The following is a 20,220-nucleotide window of genomic DNA, read 5'->3' as shown; positions in this document are numbered from 1 at the left end:
GAATGGAAAATATTGCATTAATTGAGTCGTTTTCAGATTTTAAAGACAATAAGAGTATAGACAGGGTTACGTTAATGTCTATCTTAGAAGAAGTATTTCGTTCTGCATTAAAAAGAAAATACGGTTCTGATGATAATTTTGATATCATTATAAACCCAGATAAAGGAGATTTAGAAATTTGGAGAAATCGTGTCGTTGTAGCAGATGGAATGTCTGAAGATGATAATGAGGAGATTGAGCTATCAGAAGCAAGAAAAATTGAGCCAGATTTTGAGATAGGTGAAGATGTATCTGAGGAGGTTAAATTAATCGATTTAGGAAGAAGAGCAATTTTAGCATTACGTCAAAATTTAATTTCTAAAATCCATGAGCACGATAGTACAAATGTATTCAAGCAGTTCAAGGATTTAGAAGGAGAGATTTACAGTGCTGAAGTTCACCATATCCGTCACAATGCGGTTATTTTATTAGATGATGAAGGTAATGAGATAGTATTACCAAAAACTGAGCAAATTCGTTCAGACTTCTTTAGAAAAGGTGATTCTGTAAGAGGAGTTATCAAGAAGGTCGAATTAAGAGGAAATAAACCATCTATTGTGTTATCTAGAACGGCTCCAGGTTTCTTAGTGAAGTTATTTGAACAAGAAATTCCTGAAGTATTTGATGGATTAATTACAATTGAAGGTGTTGCAAGAATACCAGGAGATAAAGCAAAAATCGCTGTAGATTCTTATGATGATAGAATTGATCCTGTAGGAGCTTGTGTTGGTGTTAAAGGTTCTCGTATCCACGGAATCGTTCGTGAGTTAGGTAATGAAAATATTGATGTAATTAACTATACTAAGAACGAACAGTTGTATATTGCAAGGGCATTAAGTCCAGCTAAGGTTACTTCAGTAACGATCAACAAATTTGAAGAGGAGAAGGATGGGAAAAAAGGTAGAGTAAATGTTCTATTAAAACCAGAGGAAGTTTCTAAAGCAATTGGTAGATCAGGAGTTAATATTCGTTTAGCAAGTCAGTTAACAGGATATGATATTGATGTACAACGTGAAGGAATTGAAGAAGAAGATGTAGAATTAACAGAATTCTCTGATGAAATCGAAGCATGGGTGATCGAAGAATTCAGAAAAATTGGACTTGATACAGCGAAGAGTGTTTTAGATAAAGATGTTACTGAGCTAGTAAAAAGAACAGATTTAGAAGAAGAAACTATTGTTGAGGTTCAGAGAATTTTAAGAGAAGAATTCGAAGATTAATAATATTAAGGTTTTTCGGTGCCTTTAAATCGAAATCAATAAGTAGATAATGTTTCTACTTATAAAATATAAAGTATTAAACTATTTATGGCTGAAGCTAAAAAATTAAGACTAAACAGAGTTTTAAGAGAATTAAATATCTCTTTAGATAGAGCAGTGGAACATTTGGCAAAGAATGGTCACGAAATCGAGGCGCGTCCAACAACCAAGATTTCTGATTCTGAGTACCAAGTGTTATTAGACGGTTTCCAAACGGATAAGTCTAAGCGTGTTGCTTCTCAAGAAGTAAGCGAAGAAAAGCGTAAAGAAAAGGAGGAAATACGCAAAAGAATCGAAGCTGAACAAGAAGCAAAGCGTGCTGAAGAAGAAGCTAAAAAGCAAGAAGTTCTTAGAGCTAAAGCCGAAAAGCCTCAATTAAAAACTGTTGGAAAAATAGATATTAATGCTGACAAAGCTCCTGAAGTAAAAGAAGAGCCTAAAGTAGAAACTCCTAAAGAAGAGCGAAAACCAAAGGTAGAAGAAAAGAAACCTGAAGTTAAGAAGGAAGAGGTTAAAGTTGAACCTAAAAAGGTGGAGACTGTACCAGTAACTCCTGCTCCTAAAGTAGAAAAGAAAGAAACTCCTAAGGTTGAGAAGAAAGAAGCTCCTAAAGGTTTTGTTGAAAAAACTGAACCTAAGAAGCAGCCAGAGCCTAAAAAGCAAGCTGAGCCTAAAAAGGAGATTACTCCAGATAACGCAGAAAAAATCAAGACGAAGTACCAAAAGCTTGATGGTCCTAAAATGACAGGTCAGAAAATTGATTTAAAACAATTTGAAAGACCAAAGAAAAAGAAGCCAGAAGCAAATAAGGGTAACGACGCAGATAAAAAGAAACGTAGAAGAATTACTAAGCCAGGAACTGGAAACCAAAATCAACAAGGAAACAACCGTGGTGGTCAAGGAAACAACAACCGTGGTGGACAAGGTAATAATCGTGGCGGTCAAGGAAATAGAAACCAAGGTAACAGAAGAGGAAATCAAGGTAATAGAAGAGGGAGAAGACCTGAGGTTAAAAAGGAAGAGCTAACAGAAGCAGAAATCCAAAAACAAGTAAGAGAAACTCTAGAAAAGCTTCAAGGAAAATCTAGTAAAGGTAAAGGAGCTAAGTATAGAAGAGAGAAGAGAGATCAGCACAGACAACAAGCTGAAGCTGAAATGCAAGCTGCTCAAGAAAATGTGCTTAAGGTAACCGAGTTTGTTACTGTAAGTGAAGTAGCAACCATGATGGATAAACCTGTTACAGATATCATCTCTGCATGTATGATGTTAGGAATGATGGTAACAATGAATCAACGTTTAGATGCAGAAACACTTCAAATAGTTGCAGAAGAATTTAACTATAAAGTTGAGTTCGTTGGTGCAGAGGTTGAAGAGTCTATCGAAGAGGTTGAAGATAAACCAGAAGATTTATTACCTCGTGCTCCGATTATTACTGTAATGGGACACGTAGATCACGGTAAAACATCGTTATTAGATTACGTTCGTAAGGCAAATGTAATTGCAGGTGAAAGTGGAGGAATTACTCAGCATATTGGTGCGTATAGTGTTACTTTAGATGGAGGTCAAAAAATTGCCTTCTTAGATACACCAGGTCACGAGGCCTTTACAGCAATGCGTGCACGTGGTGCGCAGGTGACGGATTTAGTAATTATTGTAATTGCTGCCGATGATGATGTAATGCCGCAAACGAAAGAAGCAATATCTCACGCTCAAGCTGCAGATGTACCAATTGTATTTGCAATTAACAAGGTAGATAAGCCAAACGCAAATCCAGATAATATTAAAACTCAATTATCATCTATGAATTTATTAGTTGAAGATTGGGGTGGTAATATTCAATCACAAGAAATTTCTGCAAAAACTGGTCAAGGAATTGATGAGTTATTAGAAAAAGTATTGTTAGAAGCTGAAGTATTAGAGTTAAAGGCAAATCCAGATAAGAGTGCTATTGGAACTGTAGTGGAAGCTCAGTTAGATAAAGGTAGAGGATATGTTTCTACAATCTTAGTTCAGGCTGGTACTTTACGAATCGGAGATTACTTATTAGCAGGTAAACATAGTGGAAAAGTAAGAGCTATGTTTGATGAAAGAGGTAACAAAATTAAAGAAGCAGGTCCATCAACTCCAGTATCAATCTTAGGATTAGATGGTGCACCTCAAGCAGGTGATAAATTCAATGTGTTTGAAGACGAAAGAGAAGCAAAACAAATCGCTGCTAAACGTTCTCAATTACAACGTGAGCAATCTGTAAGAACTCAGAAGACATTAACGTTAGACGAAATTGGTCGTCGTATTGCGTTAGGAGATTTCAAAGAGTTAAACATTATCTTAAAAGGAGATGTGGATGGTTCTGTAGAGGCATTAACAGATTCTTTCCAGAAATTATCTACTGAAGAAATTCAAGTTAATATCTTACACAAAGGAGTTGGAGCTATTACAGAATCTGATGTGTTATTAGCTTCGGCATCTGATGCAATTATTATCGGATTTAATGTAAGACCACAAGGAAATGCAAGAAATGTTGCCGATAGAGAAGAGGTAGATATCAGAACATATTCTATCATCTATGATGCTATTAATGACCTTAAGGATGCAATGGAAGGAATGTTATCTCCTGAGATGAAAGAAGAGGTTATTGGTAATGTTGAAATCCGTGAGGTTTATAAAATTTCTAAGATTGGAAATATTGCAGGATGTATGGTTATGAGTGGTAAGATTACTCGAGATTCTAATGTTAGAATTATTAGAGATGGAATCGTAGTTCATGATGGTGAATTGGCTTCGTTAAAACGTTTCAAAGACGATGTTAAAGAGGTTACAAAAGGATATGACTGTGGATTACAAATCAAAGGATACAATGATATCAAAGAGATGGATGTAATCGAAGTTTACATTGAAGTAGCAGTTAAGAAAAAGTTGAAATAATCACTTTTCTATACATAAATTATAAAAGGCCTTGTTTTAAACAGGGCCTTTTTCTATTTCTTTATATTGTATTGTTTTTAATATCAATAAACCGGATAATAATCCAACTGCATAAAAACATTTAGGTACGCCTTTTAAAATAGTTAAAGGACAAGTAAAGTATCCTGCGATATGTAAAATAGAAGCTGTTAGGGCTACGGTAAAAGAAAAACCAATACAAACGAAGTATAAGTACGTTGCTCTATTTGTAATGTGCGTAATTAAGGCTATTATAAAACATGTGAGGATGGGAAAACACATTGGTATTCCCAAAACTCGAGGGCAGATATTACCTGTTTTAATTTCTAGAATAACGGTTCTAGTTAAGGCTAATATTCCAACGGTAAAGAAGAAATAAATCACTAAGGAAATAACATGTCTATGCTTCATTTATTAATGCTAAAAATTTATCCTTCCCTTATCCAAATATAAAATTTGTTTTTAAATCAAAAAAAAACTCCTTCATAATGAAATGAAGGAGTCAGTGTTGAATATTTTCTGCTAAAAAGCTAAGTTCGATTATTTCTTAAAACGAATAACTATAGCTCCAGAGAATTTTTCTTTGATTTTATTTAAGGCTCTATCAGCTTGAATTTTGCTGTAGTATTTACCAACTTGAACTTTCCATTCAGGTGCTTCATATTTTAATTTTGGAACACCCTGAAACTTCATCATGTAGTTTTGCTTAATATTTCTTGCTCTTCCTTCAGTTCCATTGTACAACTGAATTTTGTAGATAGTTTCGTTTTTCTTATTGTAACTCCTTTTCTTTTTTAACAAGGATTTAATGCTCTCATTGTCTGTGTAATTAGACTGAGAATTTACATTTATAAAGCCTATTAAAAAGAAGGTTAAAACAATTAAATTTTTACAACTTTTACGCATATTCCATGTTTTCTACAAAAGTAACGACTTGTTATTTAATAGATTGCTAAGTCTTGTTATTTAGAATAAATATAAATTACAAATTAGGATTCTCTTAACATTTCCTATTTTATAGATAAGTAGTAATTTTGTCCGAGTTTATAGGAATGAAATAAAACGATTTCATTTGTTATAATAACATACAGAATAGATACAAAAAATATATTTTTACAGTATGAAAAGTGTGAATCATCACAGTAAACTTAGTCGAATCCTCGTTAGTAGCCTTACTTTCTTATTTGTATTTCTAATAAGTTTTTCGGTAAATGCCCAAGATGTTGATGTAGAACGTCAAAAAGCGGGTAGAAAATTATTTAACGCTAACTGTGCGTCTTGTCACAAGTTAGATAAAAAATCTACAGGTCCAGCTTTAGGTGGAGTTGAAGAAAGAAGAGAAAACGAATGGTTGAAAAAATGGATTCGTAACAATGTTGAGTTAAGAGCTTCAGGTGATGCTGATGCAATTGCTTTATATGAAGAATGGGGTCAATCAAACATGACTGCATTCCCTCAGTTAACAGATCAAAATATTGATGATATTCTATATTACACTACTGTAGGGAATATTACTGGAGGTGGTTCGGCAGGTCCAACTGGACCAACTGGAGGTGAGCCAGTTGATCCTGCTCCTAAGTGGTTAATCTGGATTTTAGCTGCAGCAATCGTTGTTGCATTCTTAATCATCGGTAATTTATTAAAGACTGTAAGTGAGCTTAAAGGGGCTCCAAAAACTCCTGGTTTATTAGGTCAAGCTGCTGAAGTTTGGGAAGGAGTAAAGAAAAATACATTCTTACATGTGTTATTCGTAATCTTCGGTGCTTTAATTACAGCATACGTTTTATTCGGGACTTTATTTAAAGTTGGTGTTGATCAAGGTTATCAACCAGTTCAACCAATTTTATTCTCACATAAAATTCACGCAGGAGATAATAAAATCGAGTGTCAGTACTGTCACTCAGCAGCGAAGCACTCGAAGCATTCAGGAATTCCTTCTTTAAATGTTTGTATGAACTGTCACAAGAATATTTCTGAGGTTGCTGAAGGAACTCAAGTTGTTTTAGAAGAAGGTGGTCGAGTAGTTGGAAAAACTGAGTTAGATAAAGAGATCGCTAAAATCTACGAACATGTAGGTTGGGATAAAGATGAATTAAAATATACTGGTAATACTAAGCCAATCGAGTGGGTTAGAATTCATAATTTACCAGATTTTGCATACTTCAATCACTCACAGCACGTAACTGTAGCTGGAGTTAAATGTCAAAAGTGTCACGGACCAGTAGAAGAAATGGAAGAATTATATCAATATTCTCCATTAACTATGGGATGGTGTATTGACTGTCACAAGGAAACTAACGTTGACTTGAAAGGAAATGAGTACTATGCTAAAATCCACGCAGAGTTAGCTAAGAAGTATGGAGTTGATCAAGTAACGATTGCTCAGTTAGGTGGTAAGGAATGTGGTAAGTGCCACTATTAATAATTAAGAAAGTAGAAAAACACGTTATATAAATGGCTTCAAACAAAAAATACTGGCAAAGTGTTGAAGAACTAAACGATAGTTCTGTTGTTGAAACGCTACGTAATAAAGAGTTTGTACAAGAAATACCTACAGACGAGTTTTTAGGAGATAAAGAAACTCTTGAAGGTTCATCTACTTCACGTAGAGATTTCTTAAAGTATGTAGGTTTTTCAACAGCTGCAGCTTCATTAGCAGCATGTGAAGGACCTGTAAGAAAATCAATCCCTTATGTAGTTCAACCTAACGATATAGTGGTAGGTGTAGCAGATTGGTATGCAACTACAATTGCAGACGGATTTGATTTTGCAAACGTTTTAGTGAAAACTAGAGAAGGTCGTCCAATTCAAGTAATGCCTAACAAAGAAGCAGGTGGAGTAACAAATGCTCGTACTCAAGCTTCTGTGTTATCATTATACGATAGCGACTTACGTGTAAAAGAACCAAGAAAAGGTGATGCTCAAATTACTTGGGCTGATGCTGATAAAGAAATCATTGCAAAGTTAGAGAGTCTTAAAAACGCAAATGCATTAGTGTATTTAATGACTGGAACTTTAGCAAGTCCATCTACAGAGAAAGTAGTTGCTGATTTCTTAGTAAAATATCCAAATGTTAAGCATGTAACTTACGATGCTGTTTCTGAGAGTGGAACAACAGATGCTTTTGAAGCAATGTATGGAGTTCGTGCATTACCTAATTATGACTTTAGTAAGGCTGGAGTTATTGCTTCTATCGGTGCAGATTTCTTAGGAGATTGGCAAGGAGGGTACGAAAAGTCTTATGCGGAAGGAAGAAGAGCTGATTCTGGTAAAATGTCTTACCATGTTCAGATCGAAAGTAACATGTCTTTATCAGGAGCAAATGCTGATAAGCGTATTGTGGCTAAGCCTTCTATCCAAGTGAATGCATTAATCAAGTTGTTTAATGCTATTACAGGTCAAAACATTGCAACAGAAAACACTCCAATTGATGCTCAAATCAATAAACTTGCAACCGATTTAAAGAACGCAGGTAGTAAAGCTGTTGTTGTAACTGGAATAAATGATAAAAATGCTCAAATGATTGCTTTAGCAATTAATAAAGCATTAAATAGTGAAGTAATAGATACTAAAGCTGTAAACTTAACTCGTCAAGGAAACGATGCCAAGGTGGCAGAATTAGTTGCTGATATTAAATCAGGAAAAGCTAAAGGTCTTGTAACTTATAATGTGAATCCAGTATATTCTTTAACTGGATTTGGTGAAGCTACTAAGAACTTAGATTTATCAGTTGCGCTTTCAACTCAAGATGATGCAACTGCAACTGCTGCTAAAATTACATTACCAGCTCCTCATAATTTAGAGAGTTGGGGAGATGTAATGGCTACAGCAGGAAAGTATAGTTTAGTACAACCAACAATAGCGCCAATATTTAATACGCGTCAATTCCAAGATGTGTTATTAAAGTGGTCTGGAGCAAGTAAAAACTATTATGATACTTTAAAGGAGTTTTGGAGTACTACTGTGTTAAATGGTTCTTCTTGGAATCAAGCTTTACATGATGGTTTCTACATGGGAACTCCTGTTGCTGCATCAACTGAAACTTCTGAAGAGTCTTCAAATGAAGATGCTATTTCAGGAGCCTTAACGGTAAATGCTGCTGCAAATGAATTAGCAAAAACAAAATCAACTCAATTCGAGTTAACTTTGTATACTTCTACGGCATTAGGAGATGGTAAACAAGCAAATAACCCTTGGTTACAAGAATTGCCAGATCCAATTACTCGTGCTTCATGGGATAACTACTTAACAATGTCTATGGCAGATGCTAAGCAGTTAGGATTTACCAATCCTGTTAAAGATAATGGAGCTATCGATGGTGATTATGCAAAAGTTACTGTAAATGGAGTAGAAGTTACAGTGCCAGTGATTGTTCAACCAGGTCAAGCTAATGGATCTTTAGGATTAGCTTTGGGTTACGGTAGAACTCAAGGTCTTAAAAAAGAAATGCAAGTTGGGGTAAATGCTTATCCTTTATATGCAAATAGTAAAAACGTTCAGTATAATGTGTCTGTTGAGAAAGTAAGTGGAACTCATAAGTTTGCTTGTATTCAGGTTCAAAGTACATTAGCTGGTCGTCACGATATCTTAAGAGAAGCTACTTTAAAAGAAGTAAATGATAAATCTTTAGATCCAAAACATACGTGGAATCAACCGTTCATGGTATCTTACGATCACCAAGAAACTGAAGCTACTGACAAAAAAGTAGACTTATGGGATGATCACGATAGAAGTTTAGGGCATCACTTTAACTTATCTATCGATTTAACTTCATGTACAGGATGTGGAGCGTGTGTTGTAGCATGTCATGCTGAAAACAATGTTCCAGTTGTAGGAAAAGATGAAGTACGTGTAGGTAGAGATATGCACTGGTTACGTATTGATCGTTACTATTCTTCAACTGTAGAAGATAAGCAATACGCTGAAGGTGTAGCTATGACTATGGATGAGTTTAAAGCTCAGAATCCAAATATTCCTAACAAGGATTTAGAAAGAAGATATACTGAGAAAGTATTAGAATTAAGTAAAGGAGACTTATTCGATGCTTTAGAAAATCCTGCTGAGAATCCAGAGGTTACTTTCCAACCAATGATGTGTCAACACTGTAATCACGCACCATGTGAAACAGTTTGTCCGGTTGCTGCAACTTCTCACGGTCGTCAAGGTCAAAACCAAATGGCATATAACCGTTGTGTAGGAACTCGTTACTGTGCGAACAACTGTCCGTACCGTGTGCGTCGTTTCAACTGGTTCAACTATGCGGATAATAAGGAATTTGATTTCAACATGAATAACGAATACGGTAAGATGGTATTAAACCCAGACGTTGTTGTTCGTTCTCGTGGAGTTATGGAAAAATGTTCTATGTGTATTCAAATGACACAAGCTACCATCTTAAAAGCTAAGAGAGAAGGTAGAGCTGTTAAAGCTGATGAATTCCAAACTGCATGTTCACAAGCATGTTCAACTGGAGCTATGGTATTCGGAGACGTTAATAACGAGAAAGATGCTGTTGCGAAGTTAAAAGAAGATAGAAGAGCTTTCTACGTGTTAGATTACATTGGTACCAAACCAAACGTAGTGTATCAAGTGAAAGTAAGAAATACAAACGAAGCTTAATTAAATTATAAGAATATAGATTATGTCGGGTCATTACGAATCGTCTTATAGAGAACCTTTAATACTTGGTGATAAGAGTTACCATGATATTACAGAAGATATAGCTAGACCAATAGAAGGAAAAGCTAACAAACACTGGTATGTTGCATTCTACATTTCTTTAGCAGCAATGTTATGGGGATTTGGATGTATCTTCTACACAGTAGGAACAGGTATTGGTGTTTGGGGATTAAGTAAAAACATTGGATGGGCTTGGGATATTACCAACTTCGTTTGGTGGGTAGGTATCGGTCACGCAGGTACACTAATCTCAGCCGTGTTATTATTATTCCGTCAAAAATGGAGAATGGCAATTAACCGTTCTGCGGAGGCAATGACAATCTTTGCCGTATTCCAAGCAGGATTATTCCCAATTATTCACATGGGACGTCCATGGAATGGATATTGGGTATTACCAATTCCTAACCAATTTGGATCATTGTGGGTTAACTTTAACTCTCCGTTATTATGGGATGTATTTGCAATTTCTACGTATTTATCGGTATCATTAGTGTTCTGGTGGACTGGTTTATTACCTGATTTTGCTACAATACGAGATAGAGCAGTAAAGCCTTTCCAAAAAAAGATTTATGCTTTATTATCATTCGGATGGTCAGGAAGAGCAAAAGATTGGCAACGTTTTGAAGAAGTATCATTAGTGTTAGCTGGTTTAGCAACTCCATTAGTACTTTCTGTACACACAATTGTATCGTTTGACTTCGCTACTTCTGTAAACCCAGGATGGCACTCAACAATTTTCCCTCCTTACTTCGTTGCTGGTGCGATCTTCTCAGGATTCGCAATGGTACAAACCTTATTAGGTATTATGCGTAAGGTAACTAACATGGAAGCATATATTACTCGTTTACATATCGAGTATATGAATATCGTAATTATTTTAACAGGAGGTATTGTAGCTGTTGCATATGCTACAGAATTCTTTATCGCTTGGTATACAGGTTCGCCATATGAAAATTATACATATTTATCATTTGGTGCAGAAGCTGGTGCTTACGGATGGGCTTTCTGGTCATTAATGATATTCAATATCATCATTCCTCAAATCTTATGGATTAAGAAGTATAGAAGAAGTTTCGTTGTTTCTTTCTTAGTATCTATTGCAATTAACATCGGAATGTGGTTTGAGCGTTTTGATATTATCGCGATTGTATTAAGTAAAGGTCAATTACCTTCTACTTGGTGGAGATTTGAGCCAACATTTGTTGATGTAGGTATCTTCATCGGAACTATTGGATTCTTCTTCGTATTATTCTTATTATATGCTAGAACATTCCCAGTGATTCCAACAGCAGAGATTAAGACGATTTTAAAATCTTCAGGAGAGAATTATAAAAAACAAAGAGACGAGAACAATGAGCACTAATAAAGTAATTCACGCATTATACAATGATGATGATATCTTAATGGATGCCGTTAAGAAAGTAAGAGGAGAACATCATCATATTGAAGAAGTATATACTCCTTTCCCAGTTCACGGGTTAGATAAAGCTTTAGGTTTAGCTCCAACTCGTTTAGCAATTACTGCGTTCTTATATGGAATTACAGGAACGTCAATTGCAATTTGGTTAACTTGGTATACAATGATTGCAGATTGGCCTCAAGATATCGGAGGAAAGCCTAGCTTTACTTGGTATGAGAATATGCCAGCATTCGTTCCAATTTTATTCGAATTAACAGTATTCTTTGCAGCTCACTTAATGGTTATTACTTTCTACATGAGAAGTAGAATTTGGCCTTTTAAAGAAGCTGAGAACCCAGATCCTAGAACTACAGATGACCATTTCCTAATGGAAATTCCAGTTCATGATAACGAAGAAGATTTAAAAGCTTTGTTAGAAACAACAGGAGCAGTAGAAATTAAAGTAGTAGATAAGCACTAATAGACAGATATGAAGAGTATAAAAATAGTTATTGCTTTAGTTATTGTTACAGTATTTGCTTCTTGTAACGATAAACGTAAACCTCAAGTACAATATATGCCAGACATGTATGTGTCTGTACCATACGATGCTAACGGAACTTCTTCAGCTGGAGATGTGCCAGTAAACAGATTACCTGTTGCTGGAACAGTTAGTAGAAATGGAGTTGTAGCTTATGATATTCCTGATACTAATGACGGATATGAAAAGGCTAAAACTGAGTTAAAAAATCCATTAGCTAAAACTGAAGAGAATTTAGAGAATGGAAAGAAAATGTACGGTATCTACTGTGCTGTTTGTCATGGTAAGAAAGGTGACGGGAACGGAATCTTAATGGAGAGAGAAAAGTTCTTAGGTATTCCTAATTACAAAGACAGAGATATTACTGAAGGAAGTATTTACCACGTTTTAATGTATGGTAAAAACATGATGGGATCTCATTCTTCTCAACTTACTTACAAAGAGCGTTGGCAAGTTGTTCAGTATGTAGAAAAATTAAGAAGCGAATTAAAAAAATAAGTCTATAATAGATAGTTAAGATATGTACCAGTTTTCAGGAAAATTAAAAATGGTTGCTATTGTTTTAATGGCTGTAGGTTTGTTAGGAACTGTTATCAGTTTCATGGATGCACCGAGTTCATTAGAAGAAGCAAAAGAAATTTTAGCAGCTCAGGAAGCGTCACATCATGGTGGACATGGAGCATCTCACGGAGATGATACTCATCATGTAGATGCTGGTCATAAAACAGAAGATAAGCATTCAGCTGATCACAAAGAGACTAAAGCAGATGGTCATGATAACGAAAAGGTATCTGATCATGTAAAGCATGAAGTAGGAGAGCACGCGACAGAAACTGTTGCTGACCACGCTAAACATGCAGGAGATACTTTAGTTAATGAAACTAATAAAGATCATGCTGAACATATTAAAGATTCAACTCACGCAAAGGAAACAGTAGCAGAGCATACAGATCACGTAGTAGGATCTCATGGCGACGAAACTGTAAAAGAGCACAAAGCACATACTGAAAAGGCTGATGCTGCTCATGCTGAAGCTGGAGGACACCACGCTGATGCAGGACATCACGGAGATCACCATGCTGAGCATGCATTTCATCAAATGCAAAATAGACCTTGGTCGGCTGTTTACGTATCATTATTGTTTTTCTTAGGAATTACTTTATTAGTTTTTGCTTTTTATGCTGCGCAAAGAGTTGCTCAAGCTGGATGGTCAATCGCATTATTTAGAGTAATGGAGGCTATCACTGCAAACATTCATTATGTAAGTGTTATTATGCTTGTTTTTATCATTTTAACGGTAATGCATTTTAATCACTTATTCCCTTGGATGGCTGAAGGTACGTTTACACTAGGTCATGAAAACTATGATCCAATCGTAGACGGGAAGAAATGGTTTATGAATGTTCCAGGATGGGTAATTAGAAGTATCTTTTATTTATTAGCTTGGAATGGTTTCCGTTATATTATTAGAAAAAAGTCAATTCAACAAGATAATGGAGATTTAAAATTACATAAGAATCTTTACAATTTATCTGTAGGATTTGTAGTAGTATTTATGATTACAGAAAGTATGATGTCTTGGGATTGGATTATGGGTATTGATCCTCACTGGTTCTCAACATTATTCGGTTGGTATGTTTTAGCTACATTCTTAGTATCAGCATTAACAGTTATTTGTTTAGTTACATTGTACTTAAGAGCTAAAGGTCATTTACCAATGGTAAACGATAGTCATATCCATGATTTAGCTAAGTTTATGTTTGGTTTCTCTGTATTCTGGACATACTTATGGTTCGCACAGTTCATGTTAATTTGGTATGCAGATATGCCAGAAGAGACTGTTTACTATGCATTACGTTTCAAAGAGTATATTGTACCATTCATTGGAATGTTAGCTTTAAACTTCATTTTCCCAATCCTATTATTAATTAACAGTGATTTCAAAACTGTGCCTTGGATTTTAGTAATTGGTGGATTATTCATATTAGTAGGTCACTATGTAGATTTATTTGTTATGATTATGCCAGGTACTGTAGGTGGACAATGGGGATTCGGAATTGGTGAAATTAGCGCGTTTTTATTCTTCTTAGGATTATTCATTTTCGCAACATTTACGGCATTTTCTAAAGCTGATCCGGTTGCAAAAGGGAATCCTTTCTTACATGAAAGTGAAACGCACCACTATTATATCATTGAACACAGAGGAGAAGATAACGACGCCCATCATTAATATTAAGAATAAAAAAATAAGTATATAAGTATGCTAGCTCTATTTTATATTTTCATTGCAGTAGCACTAGGAGTAAGTTTTTGGCAAATCACACGCGTAATGAATTTACGTAGCGTAATTGCAACGGATGATGATAACAACAAACAAGGAAAGATAGCCCTAGGGTTTATGGTTTTCTTGTATGCAATGATGATTTATTGCTTATTAGCAATGAATGTAATCATGTTACCAGAAAGTGCTTCTTTAGAAGGAGAGCATGACGATACGCTTTTTAACATCACATTTATTTTAATTGGTGTTGTTCAGTTTATCATGCAATTCTTAATTTTCTTCTTTACTTACAAGTATAGAGGTAATAAAGACAAAAAGGCATTATTCTTTGCTGATAGCCACAAGTTAGAGTTAATTTGGACGGTTATTCCAGCTGTAACAATTGTTTTATTAATCGGATACGGTTTATGGCAATGGAACAACATTATGTATGTTGGAGATGATGAGAATCCAATTGTAATTGAGGTTTATTCTCAACAATTTAGATGGGATGCTCGTTATGCAGGTGCTGATAACGAATTAGGTTTAGGTAATGTGAATTTTATCAATATCAACAAACAAAATACAATGGGTGTTGATATGACTGATCCAAAAGCTCAGGATGATAAGCAGGTTACAGAATTGTATTTACCTAAAGGGAAAAAGATTTTATTCAAATTCCGTTCGCAAGATGTACTTCACTCAGCCTACATGCCTCACTTTAGAGCACAAATGAATTGTGTTCCAGGTATGGTAACTCAGTTCGCATTTACTCCAAAGTTTACTACTGAAGAGATGCGTAAGAATCCAGAGGTAATTGCTAAGGCAAAAGGAATTAATAAAATTCGTCAGGCAAAAGGAGAAGATCCTTATGTTTTCGATTATTTATTATTATGTAACAAGATTTGTGGAGCTTCTCACTATAACATGCAGATGAAGATTACAGTTGTAGAAGAAGAAGACTACAAAAAGTGGTTAGGAGAGCAAAAAACATTAGCTCAAGTTATTAAGTAAGGTTTTAAATAAATTTATTAAGATATATATTAAATTATGTCAGCAGAACATCACCATCATAAAGAAACATTTGTAACAAAGTACATCTTTAGTACTGACCATAAAATGATTTCTAAGCAATTTTTGATTACAGGAATGTTCATGGGAATTATTGGTGTATTCATGTCAATGTTATTCCGTTTACAAATTGCTTGGCCAGAAAAGTCATTTTCAATTATTGAAGCTTTTTTAGGTTCTCATCAGCAAACTGATGGAATAATGAATCCTGATACGTATTTAGCATTAGTTACTATTCACGGTACAATCATGGTATTCTTTGTACTTACTGCTGGTTTAAGTGGTACATTTTCAAACTTATTAATTCCATTACAGATTGGAGCACGTGATATGGCATCAGGTTTCTTAAACATGATTTCATATTGGTTATTTTTCCTTTCATCTGTTGTAATGGTAGTTTCATTATTTGTTGAGGCAGGTCCAGCATCTGCAGGATGGACAATTTATCCTCCGCTTTCAGCATTACCGCAAGCTATTCCAGGTTCAGGTACAGGAATGACATTATGGTTAGTTTCAATGGCAATTTTTATTGCATCATCTTTAATAGGATCATTAAATTATATAGTTACGGTATTAAACTTACGCACAAAAGGTATGAAAATGACAAGATTGCCTTTAACAATGTGGGCTTTCTTCGTAACAGCTATTATAGGTGTTATTTCATTCCCTGTTTTATTATCTGCAGCATTATTATTAATTTTTGATAGAAGTTTCGGAACATCGTTCTATTTATCAGATATTTTCATTTCAGGTGAGGTATTACATTATCAAGGTGGATCTCCAGTATTATTTGAACACTTATTCTGGTTCTTAGGTCACCCTGAGGTATATATTATTTTATTACCGGCATTAGGTATTTCATCTGAAGTAATTTCTACGAACTCGAGAAAACCAATTTTTGGTTATCGTGCGATGATCGGGTCGATTTTAGGTATCGCATTCTTATCTACAATCGTATGGGGACACCACATGTTCGTTTCAGGAATGAATCCATTCTTAGGTTCGGTATTTACATTCACAACAGTATTAATTGCAATTCCATCTGCAGTAAAAGCATTTAACTATATTACTACGTTATGGAAAGGTAATCTACAATTAAATCCAGCCATGTTATTCTCAATAGGTTTAGTATCTACGTTCGTAACAGGAGGATTAACAGGATTAGTATTAGGAGATTCTGCATTGGATATTAATATTCACGATACATATTTCGTAGTTGCACACTTCCACTTAGTAATGGGTGTATCTGCTTTATTTGGAATGTTTGCAGGTGTTTATCACTGGTATCCTAAGATGTATGGTAGAATGATGAATAAAGTAATGGGATACTGGCACTTCTGGTTAACGATCATTTCTGCGTATGGAGTATTCTTCCCAATGCACTTTATCGGATTAGCTGGTTTACCACGTCGTTATTATACAAATACGTATTTCCCAATGTTTGATGATTTAGCTGATATCAATGTTTTCATGACAGTAATGGCGATCATAGGAGGTTTAGCACAGTTAATTTTCTTAGCGAACTTCTTTATCTCGATGTACAGAGGTCAGAAAGCATCACAAAATCCTTGGAAGTCAAATACGTTGGAGTGGACAACGCCTGTAGAACATATTCACGGTAACTGGCCAGGTAAAATTCCAGAAGTACACCGTTGGGCGTATGACTATAGTAAGACAGATGATAATGGTAATTATATTCACGGACAAGATTTTGTTTTACAAACAACACCATTAAAGGACGGGGAAGAACCATCATAAAGATGTTTATATAAAATAAAAAACCTTTCATTTCGATGAAAGGTTTTTTTTTGCTTATATTCCGAATGGATTAATTTTAAATTTATGAATCAACTTAAAAACCTTACCCTAGTATTAACATTAAGTATTTGTTTTTTTGGCTGTAATTCAAGTAAAAAGGCAGCAGAATCACAAAATGGAAGTAATACGGATGAATCATTTCTTCAAAATGGCTATGTTAAAGCCGTTCTAAACGAAAATAAGAGTAACTCAGGATGCGGAAGTATCTTAATTAATTTAACAGATTCTAAGGAAGTCTTAGATCCTGTTGATTTTGAATACACAGATGGTAAATCTGGTCAAAATATTTGGCTCAAGTATAGTTCGCTTAGAATGCAAAATAGATGTACTGAAGCCCGTCCAATAAAAGTGTTAGAAATAAAAAAAAGAGATGAATAATTTTCATCTCTTTTTTTATTTTACAATAGTTATAGAATTACTTAACTAATAACTTGACTGTTTTATAACTTCTTGCGCTTCCCATTTTAATTAAATAAACTCCTGGAGTAGCATAAGACATATCTAAAGAGTAACTGTATTTATTACCTTGCTTAATAATATTGTTAAATACTATTTGTTTACCTAAAATATCAAATACTCTAAAACTAATTAAATCTTCATAATCTGTTATCAATTCAATTTGATACTGTTTGTTTGGTAAGGTAAGAACTTTAATCTCCGAATTTTCTAAGATTACATCATCCGTACTTAAAGTTGAATCAACAATCTTAACCGAATAATCATGAACTTCACCATAATCGTAGTTACTACAAGGGTCATTAATATCACCCGCAGCAGTTCCATCAATCGCTTTAACCCTCAAAATATGGCTTCCTAAAGGTGCTGATGTAGGGATGTTTAATTCAAAATTATCTAAATTGTTAGCCTGAGTAAAGGAAACTCCCGTAATTAATTGTTCTGTTGATTCAAATGTACCGTTATCATTGAAATCAATCCAAGCAGACAATACTTCACTCGTAGGTTGTGCTGTCCAATTATGTTGTGCTCTTAATGTATATGATGTTGTAGATGACCTATCAAGATCTGTAGTTAAAAGTCTACGATCAACATAACCCTGTACTGTTCCGGTAGTATTACAACCATCGTTACCATCATCTGTATCAATAGTTCCTAAAATAAACCGTTTAATACCATCAAGGCCGCACCCTTGAAGTGCTATAGGGGTACAAGTATTAACTGCATTAATTACTTCAACAGTAGCTTCGTTGTTTGATGCATTTTCATCACCAGATAATCCTGTAGATGCTACGATGGTATATATCTGGTTAGATATTGAAAAATCACCTTTTGTAGCGAAAGTAAAAGAAGCAGTTTCATTTTGAGAAACAGTACCTGTGTAAGTTTCAGTTACAGTCGTTCCTCCATTTATAGAGTAACTTACTGGGAAATTAGATTGATCATCGGTACCAAAGTTTTTAATTGAAATAGTAATGTCTTCTGTATTAGTTAATACTCCACTAGTTGGATTGGTGATAGTTCTAACTCCAACATCATTGTTCGGTGGGGGGCTTAGTTGAAAAACACCTACCATATTACTTCTTGCTCCATTGTTGAAATACTCACTCACGAACCAAAAATCAGCATCGTTAGAAGGGTCAACCGTTAAATGAGAATAATCTGCATACCTAGTGTTTGTATTGTCAGAAGTACTTTGAACGATTAATTCTTCTAAAGCTGTCATTGAATTTAGTGGGTCATCTTTAAATCGTCCAGTATATCTGAGAGAAATACTTTCAGTAGAACTTACAGAAGAATATCCCATACCAATATTACCAGCACCGTCCATAGCCATACTAGCACCAAAAGCATGTCTTCCATCAGGAGCGACATAAGTACCTTCTTGGAATATAGACCAAGGTTGTCCATCGCCATTTTGTCTTAATTCGTACCATCTAACACCAGCCAATTTACCTGTAGCATTTGTATTAACAACAAAGTTAAATACAACTGAGTTGTGTGTAGCAAACTTTCTAAATTGTGCTTGATTCATTATTGTAGCTTGCATAGCATCAATACTTGGTCCTGTTGGTTGAGGAAGGTTTGCGAATCCTCCACCGTCAAATACTCCTGTAAACGGAGCCGTTGGAATTTGAGTTGCAGCTGAAATTGTTGAATTTAATGAGTTTGTCCAATCTACATTTATTGTCCATAACTTTAAGTGATCAGATGTAACACCTGCCCAAGCATCATCTTGCATATATACAATAGTCGCATTTCCTCTTGCTGGTAAATTACCGTCTGTAACATTAAATGCTTGCGGACTATAAAAACCATTTGTTGCCATTCCAGGTAAAGAGAATGCTTGAATACTAGCAGAAGTATCACCAGTTAACATTTTATCTCTCTCTAATACCCAAACTTGTCCGTTTCTTGTATTTCCAGCGTTATCACTCGCAGAAATATTAGCTGTTACATAGTATCCATCTGACCAAATAGAAAATTTTGTATAGTCAGGGAAAGTACCTGTTTGGAAAGATGTTGCACTATATACGTGCCATCCACCATTAACTGGGTCATTCGTTTGAGAAATAGCCACATGAAATCCATTTGGAGCATCTTCAAATTCCGTTACGATATAACGATCGGCTTGAGAATCATAAAGTACGATAGGATCTCCATCAGCTCCACCAGGGAATAATGTAGCTAAACTAGCGGCAGGAGTAGCAGGAGTTCCATCTTTATTGAAAATTCTAAACGAAGTATTCCATGAAGCGATATAGTAATCTCTACCTACAGCACCAGTTGGATCTGATGGCGTAGAAGTACTATTTGTAGTTTCAAAGGTTAAACTTGTAGATTTGATTCGCTTTTGAGGAGCTCTACTTTGCGTGTTTAATAAAGGATCTAAACCTACTGGTAATCCTTTACCTGGAACAACTTTGTTTCCTTTTGCTCTTTTATCTTTACCATAAAAGTTATCCTTGTTAATAGTCGCGGGAATAAAACTTTTGTTTTGTAACTGTTCCTTAATACTTGGAACGAATCGATAATCTAATTTTCCTTTCCAAACTGCTTTTTGCGGTTGGTTAGAATCGTCTTTTTGTCCATAAACATTTGTTATTAATGTGAACAGACATAAGTAAAATAATTTTTTAAATACTGTTTTCATTTTATTTTAGGAATGAGTGGGCAACAAAGATAAGTTATTGATATAAAATTTTAACAAATTTTAGTGATTTTGAATAATTTTATAAAAATCCTTGAATTTATG

General features: G+C 34.9%; 14 protein-coding genes. 11 read left to right on the top strand and 3 right to left on the bottom strand.

Translation table 11 applies throughout. From position 1 onward, the window contains the following. Positions 1–2 precede the first annotated feature (2 nt). A complete protein-coding gene (gene nusA / locus ABNT61_RS08680; protein ID WP_348745620.1) occupies positions 3–1,259 on the top strand; it encodes a transcription termination factor NusA in 1,257 nt (418 codons plus the stop codon). 87 nt (positions 1,260–1,346) lie between these two features. Continuing rightward, a complete protein-coding gene (gene infB, locus ABNT61_RS08675) occupies positions 1,347–4,223 on the top strand; it encodes a translation initiation factor IF-2 (RefSeq protein ID WP_348745619.1) in 2,877 nt (958 codons plus the stop codon). Between the two features lie 36 nt (positions 4,224–4,259). Here the strand turns inward: infB and ABNT61_RS08670 are convergent, their stop codons facing one another. After that, positions 4,260–4,652 (bottom strand): hypothetical protein, encoded by a 393-nt coding sequence (locus ABNT61_RS08670; RefSeq protein ID WP_348723744.1) that lies wholly within the window; start codon positions 4,650–4,652, stop codon positions 4,260–4,262. A gap of 129 nt (positions 4,653–4,781) precedes the next feature. Then, entirely contained in the window at positions 4,782–5,147 is a 366-nt protein-coding gene (locus ABNT61_RS08665) for an SPOR domain-containing protein (protein ID WP_348712615.1), read from the bottom strand. A gap of 214 nt (positions 5,148–5,361) precedes the next feature. Here ABNT61_RS08665 and ABNT61_RS08660 point away from each other — a divergent pair, with 214 nt between their 5' ends. The 9 genes from ABNT61_RS08660 (at position 5,362) to ABNT61_RS08620 (ending at position 17,387) form a co-directional block, all read left to right on the top strand. Continuing rightward, complete coding sequence (locus ABNT61_RS08660; protein ID WP_348745618.1) at positions 5,362–6,663, top strand: c-type cytochrome; 1,302 nt, start codon at positions 5,362–5,364, stop codon at positions 6,661–6,663. A 32-nt stretch (positions 6,664–6,695) separates the two neighbouring features. Next, the gene (locus tag ABNT61_RS08655) at positions 6,696–9,860 is read left to right on the top strand and encodes a TAT-variant-translocated molybdopterin oxidoreductase (protein WP_348745617.1); all 3,165 of its coding nucleotides are present in this window, start codon (positions 6,696–6,698) and stop codon (positions 9,858–9,860) included. A 22-nt stretch (positions 9,861–9,882) separates the two neighbouring features. Beyond that, positions 9,883–11,283: an NrfD/PsrC family molybdoenzyme membrane anchor subunit gene (gene nrfD, locus ABNT61_RS08650; protein ID WP_348745616.1), complete on the top strand. Its 1,401-nt coding sequence runs from the start codon at positions 9,883–9,885 to the stop codon at positions 11,281–11,283. Continuing rightward, on the top strand, positions 11,273–11,800 hold the full coding sequence (locus ABNT61_RS08645; RefSeq protein WP_348712611.1) for a DUF3341 domain-containing protein: 528 nt from the start codon (positions 11,273–11,275) through the stop codon (positions 11,798–11,800). Before nrfD ends, ABNT61_RS08645 begins: the two co-directional genes overlap by 11 nt. Before the next feature lie 9 nt (positions 11,801–11,809). Further along, positions 11,810–12,358 carry a cytochrome c gene (locus ABNT61_RS08640; protein WP_348723736.1) on the top strand — a complete coding sequence of 183 codons (549 nt, stop codon included), beginning with the start codon at positions 11,810–11,812 and terminating at the stop codon, positions 12,356–12,358. 22 nt (positions 12,359–12,380) lie between these two features. Beyond that, entirely contained in the window at positions 12,381–14,090 is a 1,710-nt protein-coding gene (locus tag ABNT61_RS08635) for a quinol:cytochrome C oxidoreductase (RefSeq protein ID WP_348745615.1), read from the top strand. A 30-nt stretch (positions 14,091–14,120) separates the two neighbouring features. Then, on the top strand, positions 14,121–15,134 hold the full coding sequence (locus ABNT61_RS08630; RefSeq protein ID WP_348712608.1) for a cytochrome c oxidase subunit II: 1,014 nt from the start codon (positions 14,121–14,123) through the stop codon (positions 15,132–15,134). 36 nt (positions 15,135–15,170) lie between these two features. After that, positions 15,171–16,949 carry a cbb3-type cytochrome c oxidase subunit I gene (locus tag ABNT61_RS08625; RefSeq protein ID WP_348712607.1) on the top strand — a complete coding sequence of 593 codons (1,779 nt, stop codon included), beginning with the start codon at positions 15,171–15,173 and terminating at the stop codon, positions 16,947–16,949. Between the two features lie 84 nt (positions 16,950–17,033). Beyond that, positions 17,034–17,387 carry a hypothetical protein gene (locus tag ABNT61_RS08620; protein ID WP_348745614.1) on the top strand — a complete coding sequence of 118 codons (354 nt, stop codon included), beginning with the start codon at positions 17,034–17,036 and terminating at the stop codon, positions 17,385–17,387. 37 nt (positions 17,388–17,424) lie between these two features. Here ABNT61_RS08620 and ABNT61_RS08615 read toward each other — a convergent pair whose 3' ends face one another. After that, positions 17,425–20,118 (bottom strand): GEVED domain-containing protein, encoded by a 2,694-nt coding sequence (locus tag ABNT61_RS08615; RefSeq protein WP_348745613.1) that lies wholly within the window; start codon positions 20,116–20,118, stop codon positions 17,425–17,427. Positions 20,119–20,220 lie beyond the last annotated feature (102 nt).

Source organism: Tenacibaculum sp. 190524A05c, from assembly GCF_964036595.1.
GTDB lineage: Bacteria > Bacteroidota > Bacteroidia > Flavobacteriales > Flavobacteriaceae > Polaribacter > Polaribacter platacis.
Note: the sequence above shows the minus strand (reverse complement) of the source record. Positions and strands in the feature narration are given on the sequence as shown.